Origin of the sequence: Pantoea sp. USHLN298 (assembly GCF_037149395.1) — a bacterium.
In the GTDB taxonomy this organism is placed as follows: domain Bacteria; phylum Pseudomonadota; class Gammaproteobacteria; order Enterobacterales; family Enterobacteriaceae; genus Pantoea; species Pantoea astica.
The window spans coordinates 524,092-541,960 of the sequence record NZ_JBBCRO010000004.1 but is presented as its reverse complement, the minus strand read 5'-3'; the positions used below and the strand labels follow the sequence as shown (position 1 = coordinate 541,960).

Annotated in this window: 17 protein-coding genes; 13 read left to right on the top strand and 4 right to left on the bottom strand. The window is 55.8% G+C overall.

Annotation, left to right across the window (positions count from 1 at the left end; all coding sequences use genetic code 11):
- The first annotated feature begins 115 nt into the window (after nt 1-115).
- From WFK59_RS13435 to WFK59_RS13420, 4 genes are all read left to right on the top strand, one after another.
- A complete protein-coding gene (locus WFK59_RS13435; protein ID WP_233985576.1) occupies nt 116-484 on the top strand; it encodes a diacylglycerol kinase in 369 nt (122 codons plus the stop codon).
- Nucleotides 485-590: 106 nt separating this feature from the next.
- Nucleotides 591-1,205 carry a transcriptional repressor LexA gene (gene lexA, locus WFK59_RS13430; RefSeq protein ID WP_094122139.1) on the top strand — a complete coding sequence of 205 codons (615 nt, stop codon included), beginning with the start codon at nt 591-593 and terminating at the stop codon, nt 1,203-1,205.
- A gap of 101 nt (nt 1,206-1,306) precedes the next feature.
- Nucleotides 1,307-2,629 carry an MATE family efflux transporter DinF gene (dinF, locus tag WFK59_RS13425; protein ID WP_336755973.1) on the top strand — a complete coding sequence of 441 codons (1,323 nt, stop codon included), beginning with the start codon at nt 1,307-1,309 and terminating at the stop codon, nt 2,627-2,629.
- 171 nt (nt 2,630-2,800) lie between these two features.
- Nucleotides 2,801-3,013 (top strand): CsbD family protein, encoded by a 213-nt coding sequence (locus tag WFK59_RS13420; RefSeq protein ID WP_094122140.1) that lies wholly within the window; start codon nt 2,801-2,803, stop codon nt 3,011-3,013.
- 73 nt (nt 3,014-3,086) lie between these two features.
- On the opposite strand, the gene zur is transcribed toward WFK59_RS13420, so the two are convergent.
- A complete protein-coding gene (zur, locus tag WFK59_RS13415) occupies nt 3,087-3,608 on the bottom strand; it encodes a zinc uptake transcriptional repressor Zur (protein WP_094122141.1) in 522 nt (173 codons plus the stop codon).
- A 451-nt stretch (nt 3,609-4,059) separates the two neighbouring features.
- Between zur and WFK59_RS13410 the strand changes: the two genes are divergently transcribed.
- The 3 genes from WFK59_RS13410 to pspG all read left to right on the top strand — a co-directional run bounded on the left by WFK59_RS13410 (nt 4,060) and on the right by pspG (nt 6,852).
- On the top strand, nt 4,060-5,310 hold the full coding sequence (locus WFK59_RS13410; RefSeq protein WP_233985574.1) for a conjugal transfer protein TraF: 1,251 nt from the start codon (nt 4,060-4,062) through the stop codon (nt 5,308-5,310).
- A gap of 106 nt (nt 5,311-5,416) precedes the next feature.
- On the top strand, nt 5,417-6,409 hold the full coding sequence (gene dusA, locus WFK59_RS13405) for a tRNA dihydrouridine(20/20a) synthase DusA (protein WP_233985573.1): 993 nt from the start codon (nt 5,417-5,419) through the stop codon (nt 6,407-6,409).
- 176 nt (nt 6,410-6,585) lie between these two features.
- Nucleotides 6,586-6,852 carry an envelope stress response protein PspG gene (gene pspG / locus WFK59_RS13400; RefSeq protein WP_233985572.1) on the top strand — a complete coding sequence of 89 codons (267 nt, stop codon included), beginning with the start codon at nt 6,586-6,588 and terminating at the stop codon, nt 6,850-6,852.
- A gap of 205 nt (nt 6,853-7,057) precedes the next feature.
- On the opposite strand, the gene WFK59_RS13395 is transcribed toward pspG, so the two are convergent.
- Nucleotides 7,058-8,041 (bottom strand): quinone oxidoreductase, encoded by a 984-nt coding sequence (locus WFK59_RS13395; RefSeq protein ID WP_336755972.1) that lies wholly within the window; start codon nt 8,039-8,041, stop codon nt 7,058-7,060.
- 96 nt (nt 8,042-8,137) lie between these two features.
- Here WFK59_RS13395 and dnaB point away from each other — a divergent pair, with 96 nt between their 5' ends.
- The 6 genes from dnaB (at nt 8,138) to WFK59_RS13365 (ending at nt 13,497) form a co-directional block, all read left to right on the top strand.
- On the top strand, nt 8,138-9,544 hold the full coding sequence (dnaB, locus tag WFK59_RS13390; RefSeq protein ID WP_233985570.1) for a replicative DNA helicase: 1,407 nt from the start codon (nt 8,138-8,140) through the stop codon (nt 9,542-9,544).
- A gap of 129 nt (nt 9,545-9,673) precedes the next feature.
- A complete protein-coding gene (locus tag WFK59_RS13385) occupies nt 9,674-10,153 on the top strand; it encodes an Lrp/AsnC family transcriptional regulator (RefSeq protein WP_233985569.1) in 480 nt (159 codons plus the stop codon).
- A 241-nt stretch (nt 10,154-10,394) separates the two neighbouring features.
- On the top strand, nt 10,395-11,009 hold the full coding sequence (locus WFK59_RS13380; RefSeq protein WP_159861699.1) for a YitT family protein: 615 nt from the start codon (nt 10,395-10,397) through the stop codon (nt 11,007-11,009).
- 42 nt (nt 11,010-11,051) lie between these two features.
- Nucleotides 11,052-12,245: an amino acid aminotransferase gene (locus WFK59_RS13375; RefSeq protein WP_233988233.1), complete on the top strand. Its 1,194-nt coding sequence runs from the start codon at nt 11,052-11,054 to the stop codon at nt 12,243-12,245.
- A 510-nt stretch (nt 12,246-12,755) separates the two neighbouring features.
- Complete coding sequence (locus tag WFK59_RS13370; protein ID WP_094122150.1) at nt 12,756-13,181, top strand: secondary thiamine-phosphate synthase enzyme YjbQ; 426 nt, start codon at nt 12,756-12,758, stop codon at nt 13,179-13,181.
- On the top strand, nt 13,174-13,497 hold the full coding sequence (locus tag WFK59_RS13365) for an MmcQ/YjbR family DNA-binding protein (protein WP_094122151.1): 324 nt from the start codon (nt 13,174-13,176) through the stop codon (nt 13,495-13,497). Before WFK59_RS13370 ends, WFK59_RS13365 begins: the two co-directional genes overlap by 8 nt.
- 52 nt (nt 13,498-13,549) lie before the next feature.
- Here the strand turns inward: WFK59_RS13365 and WFK59_RS13360 are convergent, their stop codons facing one another.
- Both WFK59_RS13360 and uvrA read right to left on the bottom strand, forming a co-directional pair.
- Nucleotides 13,550-14,614 carry an NAD(P)-dependent alcohol dehydrogenase gene (locus tag WFK59_RS13360; RefSeq protein ID WP_233985568.1) on the bottom strand — a complete coding sequence of 355 codons (1,065 nt, stop codon included), beginning with the start codon at nt 14,612-14,614 and terminating at the stop codon, nt 13,550-13,552.
- 229 nt (nt 14,615-14,843) lie between these two features.
- Nucleotides 14,844-17,672 (bottom strand): excinuclease ABC subunit UvrA, encoded by a 2,829-nt coding sequence (gene uvrA / locus WFK59_RS13355; RefSeq protein WP_262287794.1) that lies wholly within the window; start codon nt 17,670-17,672, stop codon nt 14,844-14,846.
- Between the last annotated feature and the right edge of the window lie 197 nt (nt 17,673-17,869).

Genomic DNA, 17,869 nt, shown 5'->3' with positions numbered 1-17,869 from the left:
CCTCTTGTTAGCAAAGCGCCGCAAGCATACCAGAAAGCGCAGCGAAGATCTGTGGTGGTGCCAATTGCACGCAGCCCAGACATTGACGTCAATCCGATGAAAGGGTTCCACCAATATGGCAAATAATGCCACCGGTCTTGTAAGAATTGTGAAAGCCGCAGGTTACTCATGGCAGGGCCTGCGTGCCGCCTGGCAGCATGAAGCGGCTTTTCGGCAGGAAGCGCTGGCCGCGCTGGTCGCCATTATTGTGGCCTGCTGGCTGGATGTCGATATCGTCTCGCGCATCCTGATGATTGGCGCTGTGGTGCTGGTAGTCATCGTTGAAATCCTCAATAGCGCCATCGAGGCGGTTGTGGATCGTATCGGTCAGGAGCGCCATCCGTTAGCCGGTCGGGCAAAAGATATGGGCTCGGCAGCGGTGCTGATCAGTATCTTACTGGCACTGTTTGTCTGGATCGCGCTGCTCTGGACACATTTGCGATAACCCTTCCACAACGCGCCATCTGGCGCGTTTTTGCCTGAGAATCGGTTTCCATTTCGCCAATACCTGTATATACTCACAGCGACTGTATAAACAACCAGGGGGCGGGATGAAAGCATTAACCAGCAGGCAGCAGCAGGTCTATGACCTGATTCGCGACCATATTACTCAAACGGGCATGCCGCCTACGCGTGCAGAAATTGCCGCGCAGCTGGGTTTCCGCTCGCCGAATGCGGCAGAAGAGCATCTTAAAGCGCTGGCACGTAAAGGGGTGATTGAGATTGTCTCTGGCGCCTCGCGCGGTATCCGTCTGTTAATGGAAGAAGAGGCCTCTGAAGGTCTGCCGTTAATTGGCCGGGTCGCTGCCGGTGAGCCGATCATGGCGCAGGAACATATCGAAACTCATTACAAAGTCGATCCGGGCCTGTTCAAACCCTCTGCCGACTTCCTGCTGCGCGTCAGCGGAATGTCGATGAAAGATATCGGGATTATGGATGGCGACCTGCTCGCGGTGCATAAAACCCAGGACGTCCGTAACGGCCAGGTTGTCGTGGCCCGCATTGATGATGAAGTGACGGTGAAACGCTGGAAAAAGCAGGGCGCTATCGTGCATCTCCTGCCGGAAAACAGCGATTTTGATCCGATCGTCGTCGATACGCGCGCGCAGTCACTGACCGTTGAAGGTCTGGCGGTGGGTGTGGTTCGCAACGGCGAGTGGCTCTGAGCCTGATATAACCGCGCATTCGTAGCGTCTGATGCTATTCTGTCGGCCCTAATTTTGTCGCTGCAGCTCCCCTCTCTGCAGCGCTGAGCACGGAACTGCGAATGCGTTTTTTAACGGCTACCGACAAAAAACTCTGGCGGCTCGCGCTGCCGATGATCCTTTCTAACATCACCGTACCCTTACTGGGCGTGGTCGATACCGCTGTCATTGGTCATCTCGACAGCCCGGTCTATCTTGGCGGGGTGGCGGTCGGGACGACAGTCACCAGTTTCCTCTTCATGCTGTTGCTGTTCCTGCGAATGAGTACCACTGGCCTGACGGCGCAGGCATTCGGCGCGGGCGATAAAACGGCACTGGCACGCGCGCTGACCCAGCCTTTAATCATTGCGCTGCTGGCTGGCGTGCTGTTCATCTGTCTGCGTACCCCCATCACCCGCCTGGCGACCTCTCTGATTGGCGGCGATCCCAAGGTTCTGCAACAGGCGACGCTGTTTATTCAGATCCGCTGGCTGAGTGCGCCTGCCACGCTGGCAAACCTGGTGATCCTTGGCTGGCTGCTCGGTGTGCAGTATGCGCGGGCACCGGTCATCCTGCTGGTGGTCGGTAATCTGGTCAATATTGTGCTGGATCTGTGGCTGGTGATGGGGCTGCACTGGGGCGTGGCGGGAGCGGCAACCGCGACCGCACTGGCAGAGTACATCACGCTGGCCGTCGGTGCGGTAATGGTCTGGCGTGTGTTGAAACTGCGCGGCATCACTACGGCAATACTGAAGCAGAGCTGGCGCGGTGATATTCAGCGCCTGCTGCGGCTTAATCGCGACATCATGCTGCGTTCGTTACTGCTGCAGCTCTGTTTTGCCTCACTGACCGTACTGGGCGCGCGCATCGGTCCGCAGGTGGTGGCAGTCAATGCGGTGCTGTTGATGTTTATCACCTTTACCGCCTACGCGCTTGACGGTTTCGCCTATGCGGTGGAAGCCTTTGCCGGCGAAGCACACGGCGCAAAAGATGGCAGCAAATTGCTGCGCGTCTGGCATGCCGCCTGCCGCCAGGCGGTGGTAGTGGCAATCGGTTTTTCGCTGCTCTATGCACTCTGCGGCCCGCACATCGTGGCGCTGCTGACCTCCCTTGAACCGCTGCAACAGGCCGCCGATCGCTATCTGATATGGCAGGTTATTCTGCCGCTGATTGGCGTCTGGTGTTATCTGCTGGATGGCATGTTTATTGGCGCGACCCGTGGCCGGGAGATGCGTAACAGCATGATGGTGGCGGCACTCGGCTACTTCCTGACGCTGCTCAGCGTCCCGATACTGGGCAACCACGGATTGTGGCTGGCGGTAACGGTTTTCCTGGCGCTGCGCGGCGTGTCGCTGTGGCTAATCTGGCGTAAACACTGGCAGCAGAACAGCTGGTTCGACGCCTGATAGCGGGCGGCTTTAGCCGGTGCGCTACAGATTATTCTGTATTATTCCAGCAACCCTAAAATCTTCTACTACAATTAACCGTAAGCAGCGCAGTAAACCAGCGCTTTATATCGTCATTTTGTTTTCTTTCAAGATAAATGATGCAACCAAAGGATGACATAGAGGTCTGCCATGAATAAAGATCAAGCGAGCGGCAACTGGAAGCAGTTTAAAGGCAACGTGAAAGAGAAATGGGGCAAGCTGACCGACGATGACATGCAGGTTATTGAAGGCAAGCGCGATCAGCTGGTCGGAAAAATTCAGGAACGTTATGGCTATGCAAAAGAAGATGCAGAGCGCGAAGTAACGGACTGGGAAGGTCAGAACAAAGATTACCGTTGGTAATCACGCAGATTTACGGATAAAGCTCCTACCCGCCGGTACGGCTCATACTGGCAACCGCACAAGGATGTGCACATTACCCGCGTTTTCCCCGCTTTTTACCCTCGCTCTGATGATCGTGTTCGCAACTTTCATGGTGCGTGCAGGCTTCCACTGCAACACAACTCTCACATAATCCATGTGCTTCAATCACGCTGTGACGCAGGGCAAATTGTGCCTCGCCAGCCAGTGTCGCGATGATCTTTTCGACGCCCTGTGCCTGTTTCTCAGTTACAGCGGCACAGCGGTCACATACCAGCATCACCGACGTGTGGGCCGGCGCCTCGAAATGGTGACACATAACATAGCTATTATTGGACTCTACCCGGTGGATAAAGCCCTGTTCCAGCAGAAAATCGAGCGCCCGATAAACGGTGGGCGGCTTGGCCTGCGGTTCGCTGACCCGGAGTTGATCCAGCAGGTCATAGGCACTAATTGAACCTGGCTGCTCAGCCATTAATCGCAACACTTCTGCCCGTTGCGACGTCAGACGCACACCGCGCTGCAGGCACAGTTTTTCCGCCTGGGTCATTATTTGCTGTGACGTCATGTTTGACATGAAAGTTCTCCGCTGGATAAGTGATGTTATTTTATCACACAAAATTTAGCCGCGCAGAGGTTGGTTGCCGGGCGGAGCAGCACGCCTTTTTGCGCGTAAAAACAGCAGCAAAGAGGAGTAGGGCATCGCGATGGCGCGTTATCGGGGATAAATCAGATCCACATGATGACGGCCCGCAACGCGCCGTTTAGCGCTTTTGCTTTGCATCTCACGGAGTTAAGAAGTAATGTTCAGAAAGACTTAATAAATGTCTGGTATTATTTTAATTTTTACCCTGTATTTTGAATAAAAATTATGACTTTCTGATTGGAAAACCTCCAATCCTTCGAATTAAGGCACTGTTTCCTTTGAATTCACAGCAATAACGCGTTAGCCAACGTTCACAATAGGGTTAACAAACTATTCAGTCGTTGAATGTTTCAACGACAATTTCTCAGGTGATGGCAGGCAAATGGTGAAAAAATCCGCTCAACGCTCAGCGCTGGTGTACACCGCTGTATTGAATGCGCTTTTCCTTTCTTCTTCCGCCATGGCGGCGGGAACCTGGTATGATGCACGTAATGACGCCATGGGCGGTACCGGCGTCGCATCTTCTCTTTATGGCTCCGCGGTACTGGCCAACCCGGCTTTAATGACGCGAGCCAAACCCGATGATAGCGTCAGTATTATTTTCCCTTCAGCCGGTATTCAGGTTACCGACAAAGATCACCTGATCGACAAAGTGGATGACATCACCGATACCGTTGATCGTTACCGCGATGTGATCGGCAACCTGACCTTTGCCGATTATCTGCGTGGCTATCCTGAAGTGCGCGCCGCCTCAGGCGACGTCGCCAACAAGTTAAACGATCTGCGCGGCAACAAAGCAGACGGCAGTGCCGGGGTGGCGCTGGCGGTCACTGTTCCCAATGAGACGCTGCCTTTTGCCTTTATTACCAAAGCCTATGGCTCGGCACACGTGCGTGCCAACGTCGTCCAGAGCGATATCGATTATCTGCGCGGCGTGGCTAACGGCACGGTGCTCCCACGTCCGGGCGACCAGAACAACCTGCGTTCCAGCGCCAACGGTTTAGCGGCGCTGGTCACCGATTACGGTGTTGCGGTGGCGCATGAATTTACCATTGCCGGTCAGCCGGTGTCGGTGGGCGTCACGCCGAAGTTGCAGAAAACCTGGCTCTATAACTACACCGCCAGCATCTACAACTACGACAAAAGTGACATCAACAATAGCCAGTATCGCAGCTCGGACACCGGCTTTAACGTCGATGCCGGCCTGGCAACCACCTTTGCTGAAAACTGGACGCTGGGTATCACCGGACAAAACCTGGTTTCCCGCGATCTGCAGACCAAAGAGGTTAACGGCTTCCGCGATACTTACCAGATCCGTCCGCTGGTCACTACCGGTCTGGCCTGGGATAAAGGGCCGTTTACCGTTACCGGTGATGTTGACCTGACCGAAACCAAACGTTTTAAAACTCAGGATAACAGCCAGTATGCCGCGGTCGGTGCGGAATATCGGGTGCTCGACTGGTTACAGTTACGGGCCGGTTATCGCGCCGATATGCGTTCAAATGATGAGAACGTCGCGACCGCTGGTTTTGGCCTGTCACCGTTTAACAAGGCGGTCCATCTGGACCTGGCTGGCTCGGTGGGCGCTAACAATACCTGGGGCGCGATGATGCAGCTCGGCTTCAATTTCTGATCCTCTTTTAGCCGCGGTTCCGGGGCGGGCGATGCACTATCGCCCGCCCTTGTGTTATCCTTGCACAGAATTCCATCACTCTTAGATACCGGATTGCCTGCGCTTCATGGATACATTTTCTTCGCAACGTTTCTCGATTGCCCCGATGCTCGACTGGACCGATCGCCACTGCCGCTATTTTCATCGCCAGCTTACCGGCGATACGCTGCTCTATACCGAAATGGTCACCACCGGCGCGATCATTCATGGTAAAGGCGATTACCTGGCCTACAGCGAGGATGAACATCCGGTTGCTTTGCAGCTCGGTGGCAGCGATCCCGCCGCGCTGGCGCACTGCGCGAAGCTGGCTGAACAGCGCGGCTATGATGAAGTGAATCTCAACGTCGGCTGTCCCTCTGACCGGGTACAGAATGGCCGCTTCGGCGCCTGCCTGATGGCGGAAGCCGATCTGGTGGCTGACGCCATCAAGGCGATGCGCGATGTGGTATCGATTCCGGTGACGGTGAAAACGCGTATCGGGATTGATGAGCAGGATAGCTATGCGTTCCTGACCGATTTTGTCGGCACGGTAGCCGAACGCGGCGGATGCGAAACGTTTATCATCCATGCGCGTAAAGCCTGGCTGTCGGGCCTGAGCCCGAAAGAGAACCGCGAAATTCCGCCGCTGGATTATCCACGCGTCTATCAGCTGAAACGGGATTTCCCGCACCTGACGCTGGCAATTAACGGCGGCGTGAAAACGCTGGAAGAAGCGCAGACTCACCTGCAGCATCTGGATGGCGTAATGATGGGCCGCGAAGCCTATCAGAATCCCGGCATTCTGGCGCAGGTAGATCAGCAACTGTTTGGTCGCCAGCATCCGGCGGCCGATCCGGTGGCGGTGGTTCGCGCCATGTATCCTTACATTGAAGCTGAACTGGCGAAGGGCACTTACCTGGGCCATGTGACCCGTCATATGCTCGGTCTGTTCCAGGGGATTCCTGGCGCTCGCCAGTGGCGACGCTATCTCAGTGAAAATGCCCACAAACCGGGCGCGGATGTGCGCGTGCTGGAAGCTGCGCTGGCGTTGGTCGCGGATAAAATCCCGCAGGAAGCCTGATCGATCTGCGTGAAAAGAGACCAGCCCGGTGGGCTGGTTTTTTTTACGCCGAAATTTGGTTTTTTTGACGAGTAATGGGTCTGTTGTTTGGGCTGTAGTCCGATAAAACAATCACTTACAGGTTGGCACGTTTCTTGTAATGATCGTTACAACGAGTCTCAATAAGGAGCGCTAACGTGGAAATTTTATTTGTATTGGGGTTTTTCCTGATGCTGTTGGTCACCGGTGTGTCACTGCTCGGCGTGCTGGCTGCGCTGGTAGTCGCTACCCTGGTAATGTTCGTCGGCGGACTGTTTGCACTTGTTATCAAAGTGTTGCCGTGGCTGGTGCTGGCGGTGGCCGCTGTCTGGCTGCATCGCGCTTTTTTCGGCGATCGCAATACGCGCGAATGGCGTAAACTCAAACGTAAGATCAACAGCTTAGACAGAAAAGGCTGGCGATAAATGCGGAGATGATCACAGAGTGAGGCTCTGCTTAGACGTTATCTGCAATTAAACATATTTTTTACTTATGTTTTCTGGCAGGATAGTCGCCGTTGAGTCAAAACGTATTTATCGCCGCTGTCCCTACACCAGCGCGAACGAAAATAAAAAATAGAGAAGGGCTTCCTGCGGGAAGCTCTTTTTGTTTATTACGCTTTGCTGCCGATCAGGGGATCAACAGGCTCGACCCCTGGGTGGCGCGGCTTTCCAGCATCTGATGCGCTTTACCCGCCTCCTTCAGGGCAAACTTCTGCTGTTCCGGCACCTCTACCTTGATCGCGCCGCTGGCCAGCAGTGAAAAGAGCTCGGCACTGGCGGTTTCCAGCTCCTGACGATTCGTGATGTAGCCGAACAGCGAAGGGCGGGTAACAAACAGCGAGCCTTTCTTGTTCAGAATGCCCAGATCGACGCGGGTCACCGGGCCGGAAGCGTTGCCAAAACTGACCATCAGACCGTGGCGGCGTAGCGAATCCAGCGACGCTTCCCAGGTATCTTTCCCGACCGAGTCATAGACGACGCCGACTTTTTTCCCTTGAGTGAGTTCGTTGACGCGCTGGGCAATGTTCTCTTCGCGATAGTTAATGGTGGCCCAGGCGCCGGCGTTTTTTGCCAGCGCCGCCTTTTCTGCCGAGCCGACGGTACCAATCAGGTGCGCACCCAGCGCTTTGGCCCACTGACAGGCGATCAGGCCAACACCGCCTGCGGCAGCGTGAAACAGAAAGGTTTCGTCCGCTTTGACTTTATAGGTCTGGCGCAGCAGATACTGAGTCGTCAGCCCTTTAAGGAAACTGGCCGCACCCTGCTCAAAACCGATCGCGTCCGGCAGATGCATCAGGCGATCTTCTGCCACGTTATGCACTTCACTGTAGGCGCCAAGCGCGGCCTGGCAATAGACGACCCGATCGCCCGGTTTAAATAGGGTGACGTCACGGCCCACTCGCGTCACCACGCCAGCCGCTTCGGTGCCAAGACCGGACGGGAAATCGCTGACCGGATAGAGCCCGCTACGCAGATAGGTATCGATGTAGTTAATGCCGATGGCGCGATTTTCTACCTGAACTTCATTTCCGGCAGGGTCGGCAAGTTCAAAATCAGCCCACTGCAGAACTTCCGGGCCGCCGTGCGCGTTGAACTGAATACGCTTTGCCATGCTTACTCCTGTGATTGTTTCATCATGAGGGTGAGGCGCGCACCCCAACTGAGGTATACTTGCGCGTCCCCACAGAAGATCGGTAATGCATTCACTATGGCAGGAAATAAACCCACCAACAAATCGAACGAAACGCAGGATCGCCAGCTGGAAGGCGTGAAAATGCCCCCGCATTCGCTGGAAGCGGAGCAATCGGTGCTCGGTGGGTTAATGCTGGATAATGAGCGCTGGGATAACGTCTCCGAGCGCGTGGTCGCCAGTGATTTCTTCAACCGTTCGCACCGGCTGATTTTTTCCGAGATGCAGCGGCTGCTGGAAAACAGCAAGCCCATCGACCTGATCACGCTTTCTGAGTCGCTGGAAACGCGCGGCGAGCTGGAGATGGCTGGCGGCTTTGCCTACCTTGCTGAACTGGCGAAAAACACCCCCAGCGCAGCGAACATCGGCGCTTATGCCGATATCGTGCGTGAACGCGCTGTCGTCCGTGAGATGATTTCGGTTGCCAACCAGATCGCTGATGCGGGCTACGATCCGCAGGGCCGCAACAGCGAAGAGCTGCTGGACTTCGCCGAATCGAACGTCTTTAAAATTGCTGAAGCGCGCGCTAATAAGGATGTCGGCCCGAAAAACATCGAGCAGATCCTTGAGGCGACCGTTTCCCGAATCGAATCGCTTTATCAGACGCCGCACGATGGCGTCACCGGCGTCGATACCGGTTATCAGGATCTGAACAAGAAAACCGCCGGTCTGCAGCGCTCTGATCTGATTATCGTCGCGGCGCGTCCCTCAATGGGTAAAACCACCTTCGCGATGAACCTGTGCGAAAACGCCGCCATGCTGCAGGATAAACCGGTGCTGATATTCAGCCTGGAAATGCCCAGCGAACAGATCATGATGCGTATGCTGGCCTCATTGTCGCGGGTGGATCAGACCCGTATTCGTACCGGCCAGCTGGATGATGAGGACTGGGCGCGAATCTCCGGCACCATGGGCATCCTGCTGGAAAAGAAGAACATGTTCATTGATGACTCTTCTGGCCTGACGCCGACCGAGGTGCGCTCGCGCGCCCGCCGCATCTACCGTGAAAACGGGGGATTAAGCATGATCATGATCGACTACCTGCAGCTGATGCGCGTGCCTTCCCTGTCGGACAACCGTACGCTGGAGATCGCCGAGATCTCGCGCTCGCTGAAAGCGCTGGCCAAAGAGCTGAACGTGCCGGTCGTTGCGCTGTCGCAGCTGAACCGCTCACTGGAGCAGCGTGCCGATAAGCGGCCGGTTAACTCGGATCTGCGTGAATCCGGCTCGATCGAGCAGGATGCGGATCTGATCATGTTTATCTATCGCGATGAGGTCTACCACGAAAACAGCGATCTTAAAGGGATCGCCGAGATCATCCTCGGTAAACAGCGTAACGGCCCCATTGGCACGGTGCGTCTGACCTTTAACGGACAGTGGTCGCGTTTCGATAACTACGCTGGCCCGCAATACGACGACGAATAATCCCATCTTTGTGCTGTCATGCACGATCTGTGCATGACAGCCCCCATCATCAGAAAATAGTGTTGGACAACCCCGCCGATTATCGGGTTATCTGTAACAAAGCGATGCCTATAACGCTGTGGAAACGGAATGACTCACGTAGACGATTACGATCTTAAGATCCTGACTTTATTACAATCTAACGGCCGACTGACCAATCAGGAATTAAGCGATTTGGTCGGCCTGTCGGCGTCACAATGCTCACGCCGCCGGATCAATCTCGAACAGGCCAATCTGATTCTTGGCTATCACGCCCGGCTGTCGCCAGATGCGATTGGACTGGGAATGGTCGGGTTAATTGAGGTGCGCCTGATTAATCACACTGCCGAATATGTCGACAGTTTTCATCGGATGGTGGAGCAGGAAGAGGCGATTGTTGATGCCTACAAAACCACCGGCGATGCCGATTATCTGTTGAAAGTGGCCGTGGCCGATCTCAACTCACTCAGCGCATTAATCAGCCAGCTGGTGGCGGGACATCAAAGCGTTTCCCACGTTAAAACCTCGGTGGTGCTGGGACGGCTGAAAGAGAACGGGCTAATGATGACGCCTGAGCACAAGACGCGCTAAAAAGGTGCGTGTTGTGCGGTTTTGGTGCAAACTTGCGGCAAATAATGCAAAGAACGCGCACCAGAACAGATATTTGTGCATGAGTTGACGGTTATACCGTAGATTTTTGCATCAAACCCTGCAATAAAGCGCCTTAGATATCAATGGGATAATCGCTGGCACCCTGCCGGTGGCCGCTTCATGCCACCGGTATGGTGCGTTTTTTGCATCTGACCCGCATCATTTGCATTGAGATAACCCCATGGATAACGTTGCAGAACCTTCCCGCATTCCCCATTCCCGCATTGAAGATGCGCTGGCGATTGTGCTTGGCACGCTGATGGTCTCGTTTGGCGTCATTATGCTGAAACAGGCCGGCGCGCTGACCGGCAGTACCGCAGGCATCGCCTTCCTGATCAGCTATTTGTCGCCGCTATCTTTTGGCAGCGCCTTCTTTCTGATTAATATTCCGTTCTACTGGCTGGCGGTAAAACGCATGGGCTGGGAATTTACCCTGAAAACCTTTTGTGCCGTCGGGCTGGTGTCACTGTTTACCCACCTGCATCCGCTGTTTGTCCATTTTTCCGCCCTCGATCCGTTCTATGCGACATTGTTCGGTAACGTCATCATGGGAATCGGGTTTATAGTGTTGTTTCGTCATAAAGCCAGCCTGGGCGGCATCAACATTCTGGCGCTGTGGCTACAGGATCGCTTCGGCATTCGTGCCGGTAAGCTGCAAATGGCGGTGGATACCTGCGTGGTGCTGGCATCACTGTTTGTGGTGAGCGTGCCGATTCTGCTCGCCTCAATTGGCGGCGCGGTTATCCTGAACCTGATTATCGCAATGAACCACCGTCCAGGACGTTACCTGGTTTAATGACACTCTGTTACCCGAAGACCACTCATGGAGACCTACACCGTGTTTCAAAACGTTGATGCCTATGCTGGCGACCCGATTCTGTCGTTGATGGAAGCCTTTAAACAAGACCCACGCGAACACAAAGTGAACCTCAGTATCGGGCTTTATTATGACGAGCAGAACATCATCCCGCAGCTGAAAGCGGTGGCTGCCGCTGAGCAGCAGATGCACGCTGAGCCTCAGCAGGCGTCGCTTTATCTGCCGATGGAAGGGCTGAACAGCTATCGCAGCGCGATTGCGCCATTACTGTTTGGTGCCGACCATCCGATGCTGCAGGCGGGACGCATCGCCTCGATTCAGACGCTGGGCGGTTCTGGCGCGCTGAAAGTCGGTGCGGATTTCCTGAAGCGCTATTTCCCGCAGTCTGCGGTCTGGGTCAGCGATCCGACCTGGGAAAACCACGTCGCGATTTTTAACGGTGCCGGTTTCGAGGTCAATACCTATCCGTGGTATGACGCGGAGACCCACGGCGTGCGGTTTGACGCTTTCATCAGCGCGCTGAAAGCACTGCCCGCGCAGAGCATCGTCTTGCTGCATCCGTGCTGCCATAACCCAACCGGTGCCGATCTGACTGATGCGCAGTGGGATCAGACCGTTGAGGTGCTGAAGGCACAGCAGCTGATTCCGTTCCTCGACATCGCCTACCAGGGCTTCGGTGCGGGTATGGAGCAGGATGCGTATGCCCTGCGTGCGGTAGCGGCAGCGGGACTGCCTGCGCTGGTCAGCAACTCCTTCTCCAAAATCTTCTCCCTCTACGGCGAACGCGTTGGCGGACTGTCGATCGTCTGCGACAGCGCCGAAGAGTCGGCTCGGGTGCTGGGCCAGCTGAAAGCCACCGTACGCCGCAACTACTCCAGCCCACCGAATTTCGGTGCGCAGGTGGTGGCGCGGGTGCTGAACGATGAGGCCCTGAAAGCGAACTGGCTGGCGGAAGTGGAAGCGATGCGCCTGCGCATTCTGGCCATGCGTCAGTCGCTGGTAGAGGTGCTGAGCACCGCGCTGCCGGGTAAAAACTTTGACTACCTGCTGAAGCAGCGCGGCATGTTCAGCTATACCGGCCTGAGCGCGCAGCAGGTTGATCGCCTGCGCAATGAGTTCGGCATCTATCTGGTCGGCAGCGGCCGGATGTGTGTTGCCGGCCTGAACAGCAAAAATGTGCATCAGGTGGCGGAAGCCTTTGCCGCGGTGATGTAACAACCGATCCGTTCTGCAAAAAAACGCCGACCCTGTCCGTAATGCTGGTCAGTGAAGGTGAGATTTGTATAGGCTGTCACGGTCAAACGTGGCAGCTTTTTTTTGGGCGAGCGAGCCGCAGTGCGGGCCTGAGCGCCTCTGCTCTCGTGCCCTTTAAAACGGCACGCACTGAAGTTTCAGAGCAGGCTGGAGCCGATCAGGGGCAGGCAATCCGCAGCGCTGAACATTAGCCAGGAGAGCCCGCAGGACGCGGGCGAAAGGCGGGGCGGCACAGGATCTGCCATCCCCGGCGGTCCGTCAGGCAGAGGAATGACGTGAAGGCACCGCGCAGCGGCGCGAGGACCGCCAGCCCCGGAGCGGCACCAGACTGCATCACCAGACTGCGTTATCATCAGTGGCTCAACTGACGAGCACTACCACTCTTTCCGGCGGTTTTTTTATTTGTCCTCAGGGTTTACCTTTTGCCGACATGCTGCACACTTAAACGGGGTCATCGTTTCAGGAAAAATTATGTGGCATCAACAAATTCTGACGCTTAGCGCGAAACCACGCGGATTTCATCTGGTCACCGATGAGATCGTCGATGCGCTTTCCGCACTGCGTAACATCAACACCGGCCTGTTGCATCTGCTGTTGCAGCACACCTCGGCGTCGTTAACCTTAAACGAGAATTGCGACCCGACGGTGCGCAGCGATATGGAGCAGCACTTCATGCGGCACGTGCCGGAAGATGCGCCTTATCAGCACGACTACGAAGGACGTGACGATATGCCCGCGCACATTAAGTCGTCGACCTTAGGGGTATCATTACTGTTACCGGTTCAGCGCGGACGTCTGGTGCTCGGCACCTGGCAGGGTATCTGGCTGGGCGAACACCGCATTGATGGCGGTGCGCGGCGGATTGTCGCCACTTTACAAGGGGAATCTAATGACTAATTCAGATTTACTGACCTATTGCATGAGCAAGCCGGGCGCGGAACAGAGCGTCCACAGTGACTGGAAAGCGACTCAGATTAAAAGCAACGGCGTGTTGTTTGCGATGGTGCATGAGGTCAAAGGGCGGCCCGCGGTCTCGCTGAAATCGACGCCGGCGCTGGCGGAACTGCTGCGCGAAGAGCATAACGATATTTTTCCCAGCGAACATCTCAACAAATCACACTGGAGCACCCTGTTTCTGGATGGCTCGCTGAAAGATTCGCAGATCTATTATCTGGTTGATGCCTCCTTTGATCAGGTTGCGACTGCCAAATAAGCGGCAATAAAAAGCCCTCTTCCGTCAGGAAGAGGGCGATCGGGTATCGCGTTTACGCGGCAGGCTGATTACGTAAGGTATTAATATCGATAACGAAGCGATATTTCACATCACTCTTCAGCATACGCTCGTAGGCTTCATTGATCTGATCCATGGCGATCAGTTCAATGTCAGAGGTGATGCCGTGCTGACCACAGAAATCGAGCATCTCCTGCGTTTCCGCGATGCCGCCAATCAGTGAACCGGCGATGCTGCGACGCTTAAAGATCAGGTTAAACACCTGCGGGGCCGGGTGATCGTGCTCCGGTGCGCCAACCAGCGTCATGTTGCCATCGCGCTTCAGCAGAGTGATGAACGGGTTAAGATCGTGCTGTGCCGCCACGGTATTCAGAATGAAGTCGAAGCTGTTAGCGTGCTGCGCCATCTGCTCCGGATCTTTCGAAATCACCACTTCATCGGCACCCAGACGTTTACCATCCTCAATTTTAGATGGCGAAGTGGTGAACAGCACCACATGCGCGCCCATCGCATGGGCAATTTTGACGCCCATATGACCGAGACCGCCCAGCCCCACGATACCCACTTTTTTGCCGGGACCGACATTCCAGTGACGCAGCGGAGAGTAAGTAGTGATACCGGCACACAGCAGCGGAGCAACGCCAGCCAGCTCCAGATTTTCAGGAATGCGCAGCACGAAGCTCTCATCGACGACCATCGCGGTTGAGTAGCCGCCGTAGGTAATCGCGCCGGTTTCGCGATCTTCACCGTTATAGGTGCCGACAAAGCCGTTTTCGCAATACTGCTCTAAACCTTCCTGACAGCTCGGACAGCTGCGGCAGGAGTCGACCATGCAGCCGACGCCGACCAGATCGCCGACTTTGTATTTCTGGGTCTGCGGACCCACGGCAGTGACGCGGCCGACGATTTCATGGCCAGGCACCACCGGGAAAATGGTGTTCTTCCACTCATTACGTGCCTGATGCAGGTCTGAGTGGCAGACGCCACAGAACAGGACCTCAAGCTGTACGTCATGAGCGCGAAGCTCACGCGGCTGATAATCGAACGGTGCCAGTTTGGATTTTGCATCCTGAGCAGCATACGCATGCGTAATATTCATGGTGTCTCCAGTTTCGATGTGTCGTGAGTGTTTTTCGTTGAAGCGCGGCAGCGAACGGCTGCGGCGAAAACAGGGCGACGCGCAGGGCGTGCCAAAGAGGAACCGATTAAGGATAGTCAGCGTAGCGGAAAGCGTATATGCCTATAGGTGTCTGAATCTTGCCTGATCCTGCATTTCTCTGGCTGAATGAGCAGCAGAAAAAAAGGCCCGCACGCGGCGGGCCTGAGGTTTATTTGTTCAGCAACGGTTTGAGGAAGCGTGCGGTATGTGATTTTTCACACTCCGCCACCGTTTCTGGCGTACCGGCAACCAGAATCTCGCCGCCGCCGCTGCCGCCTTCCGGACCGAGATCGACAATCCAGTCGGCGGTCTTGATCACGTCAAGGTTGTGCTCAATCACCACGATGGTATTGCCCTGGTCGCGCAACTGATGCAGCACTTCCAGCAGTTGCTGAATATCGGCAAAGTGCAGACCGGTGGTTGGCTCATCCAGGATATAGAGCGTCTGGCCGGTACCGCGCTTCGACAGCTCACGCGCCAGCTTAACGCGCTGTGCTTCACCACCGGAAAGGGTCGTCGCTGACTGGCCAAGGCGGATGTAAGAGAGACCGACATCGATCAGCGTCTGCAACTTACGCGCCAGCGCCGGCACCACATCAAAGAACTCACGCGCTTCTTCAATGGTCATCTCCAGCACTTCGTGGATGCTCTTGCCTTTGTACTTCACTTCCAGCGTTTCGCGGTTATAGCGTTTGCCTTTGCACTGATCGCACGGCACATAAATGTCCGGCAAAAAGTGCATTTCGACTTTCAGCACGCCATCGCCCTGACAGGCTTCACAGCGTCCGCCGCGCACGTTGAAACTGAAGCGGCCCGGATTGTAGCCGCGCGAGCGCGCTTCCGGCACGCCAGCAAACAGTTCACGCACCGGCGTGAAAATGCCGGTGTAGGTGGCCGGGTTGGAGCGCGGTGTACGGCCAATCGGGCTCTGGTCGATGTCGATGACCTTATCGAAATGCTCCAGGCCGGTCACTTCACGATAGGCCGCTGGCTCGGCGATGGTTGCGCCGTTCAGCGCCCGCTGGGCAATCGGGAACAGGGTATCGTTGATCAGCGTCGATTTACCTGAACCGGAGACGCCGGTGATGCAGGTAAACAGACCCACCGGCAGCGTCAGCGTCACATCCTTGAGGTTGTTACCGCGTGCGCCGGTTACCTTCAGCACTTTGGCCGGATCGCCTTTAACGCGCTGCGGCGGAACGGCGATTTCACGCTTGCCGCTGAGGAACTGACCGGTCAGCGACGCTTCCTGCGCCATGATCTCATCCACGGTGCCTTCGGCGACCACCTGGCCGCCATGCACGCCGGCGCCGGGGCCGATATCGATCACATGGTCAGCCGCGCGAATCGCATCTTCATCATGCTCAACCACGATTACCGTGTTACCAAGATCGCGCAGGTGAATCAGCGTACCGAGCAACCGCTCGTTATCGCGCTGATGCAGACCGATAGAGGGCTCATCCAGCACGTACATGACACCAACCAGACCGGCACCGATCTGGCTGGCCAGACGGATACGCTGTGCTTCACCGCCGGAAAGGGTTTCCGCCGAACGGGACATCGACAGGTAGTTCAGGCCGACATTCACCAGGAAGCTCAGGCGATCGCTGATCTCTTTCAGCACTTTTTCGGCAATTTGCGCCCGCTGACCACTGAGCTTCAGGTTTTCAAAGAACGACATCGCGTGGCCGATACTCATCTCAGAGATGGTCGGCAGCGTGGTGTTCTCCACGAAGACGTGACGCGCTTCACGACGCAGACGCGTTCCTTCGCAGGTGGCACAGGCACGGTTGCTGATAAATTTCGCCAGCTCTTCGCGCACCGCTGATGACTCGGTCTCTTTGTAACGGCGCTCCATATTGTTCAGCACGCCTTCGAACGGATGGCGACGCACAGAGGTGTCACCGCGATCGTTGATGTACTTAAACTCAATGCTCTCTTTACCCGAACCGTACAGAATGACTTTCTGAACGTTATCCGGCAGGCTGCCAAACGAGGCTTCAATATCGAAATCGAGATGTTCCGCCAGTGAGCGCAGCATCTGGAAATAGTAGAAGTTACGGCGATCCCAGCCGCGGATCGCGCCGCCCGCCAGCGAGAGTTCCGGGTTCTGCACCACCCGGTCCGGGTCAAAATATTGCTGCACGCCCAGCCCGTCACAGGTCGGGCAGGCGCCCGCCGGGTTGTTAAACGAGAACAGGCGCGGTTCCAGCTCACTCATGCTGTAGCCACAAATCGGGCAGGCAAAGTTGGCAGAGAACAGCAGCTCTTCGGCCGCACTGTCATCCATATCCGCCACGATCGCCGTGCCGCCGGAGAGATCCAGTGTGGTTTCGAACGACTCGGCCAGACGAGTGGCGAGATCGGCGCGCACCTTAAAGCGATCGATGACCACCTCAATGGTGTGCTTCTTCTGCAGCTCAAGCTTCGGCGGATCGGAGAGATCGCACACTTCCCCGTCGATACGCGCCCGGATGTAGCCCTGCGACGCCAGATTCTCCAGCGTTTTGGTGTGCTCGCCTTTACGGTCTTTCACCACCGGTGCCAGCAGCATTAAGCGGCGGCCTTCCGGCTGGGAGAGCACCTGATCGACCATCTGGCTGACGGTCTGCGCCGCCAGCGGCACATCGTGATCCGGGCAGCGTGGCTCACCGACGCGGGCAAACAGCAGGCGCAGGTAGTCGTGGATCTCGGTGATGGTTCCCACCGTTGATCGCGGGTTATGTGAGGTTGATTTCTGCTCAATGGAGATGGCGGGCGACAAACCTTCGATATGATCGACGTCCGGTTTCTCCATCAGCGAAAGAAACTGGCGCGCATACGCAGAGAGCGACTCCACATAGCGGCGCTGACCTTCCGCATACAGCGTATCAAACGCCAGTGAGGATTTACCGGAGCCCGAAAGGCCGGTTACCACAATGAGTTTGTCGCGTGGGATGGTCAGGTTGATGTTTTTCAAATTATGGGTGCGGGCACCACGAACTTCGATCTTATCCATTCACCTTTCCCGGATTAGCAGCACTCACCGCGCCTTGCCGACACGGCCAGAATAAACGTGTCATTATGGCACAAAAAATAGACTGAATAAATATCCAGTACTCTTTGCCTTTTGGCGCTGGAGGATTAAAACTGGAACCCCGCTCTAAAGTGGGAAACAGACAGCAGGACGTGTTAGAATTGGTAGATTAGACTCTA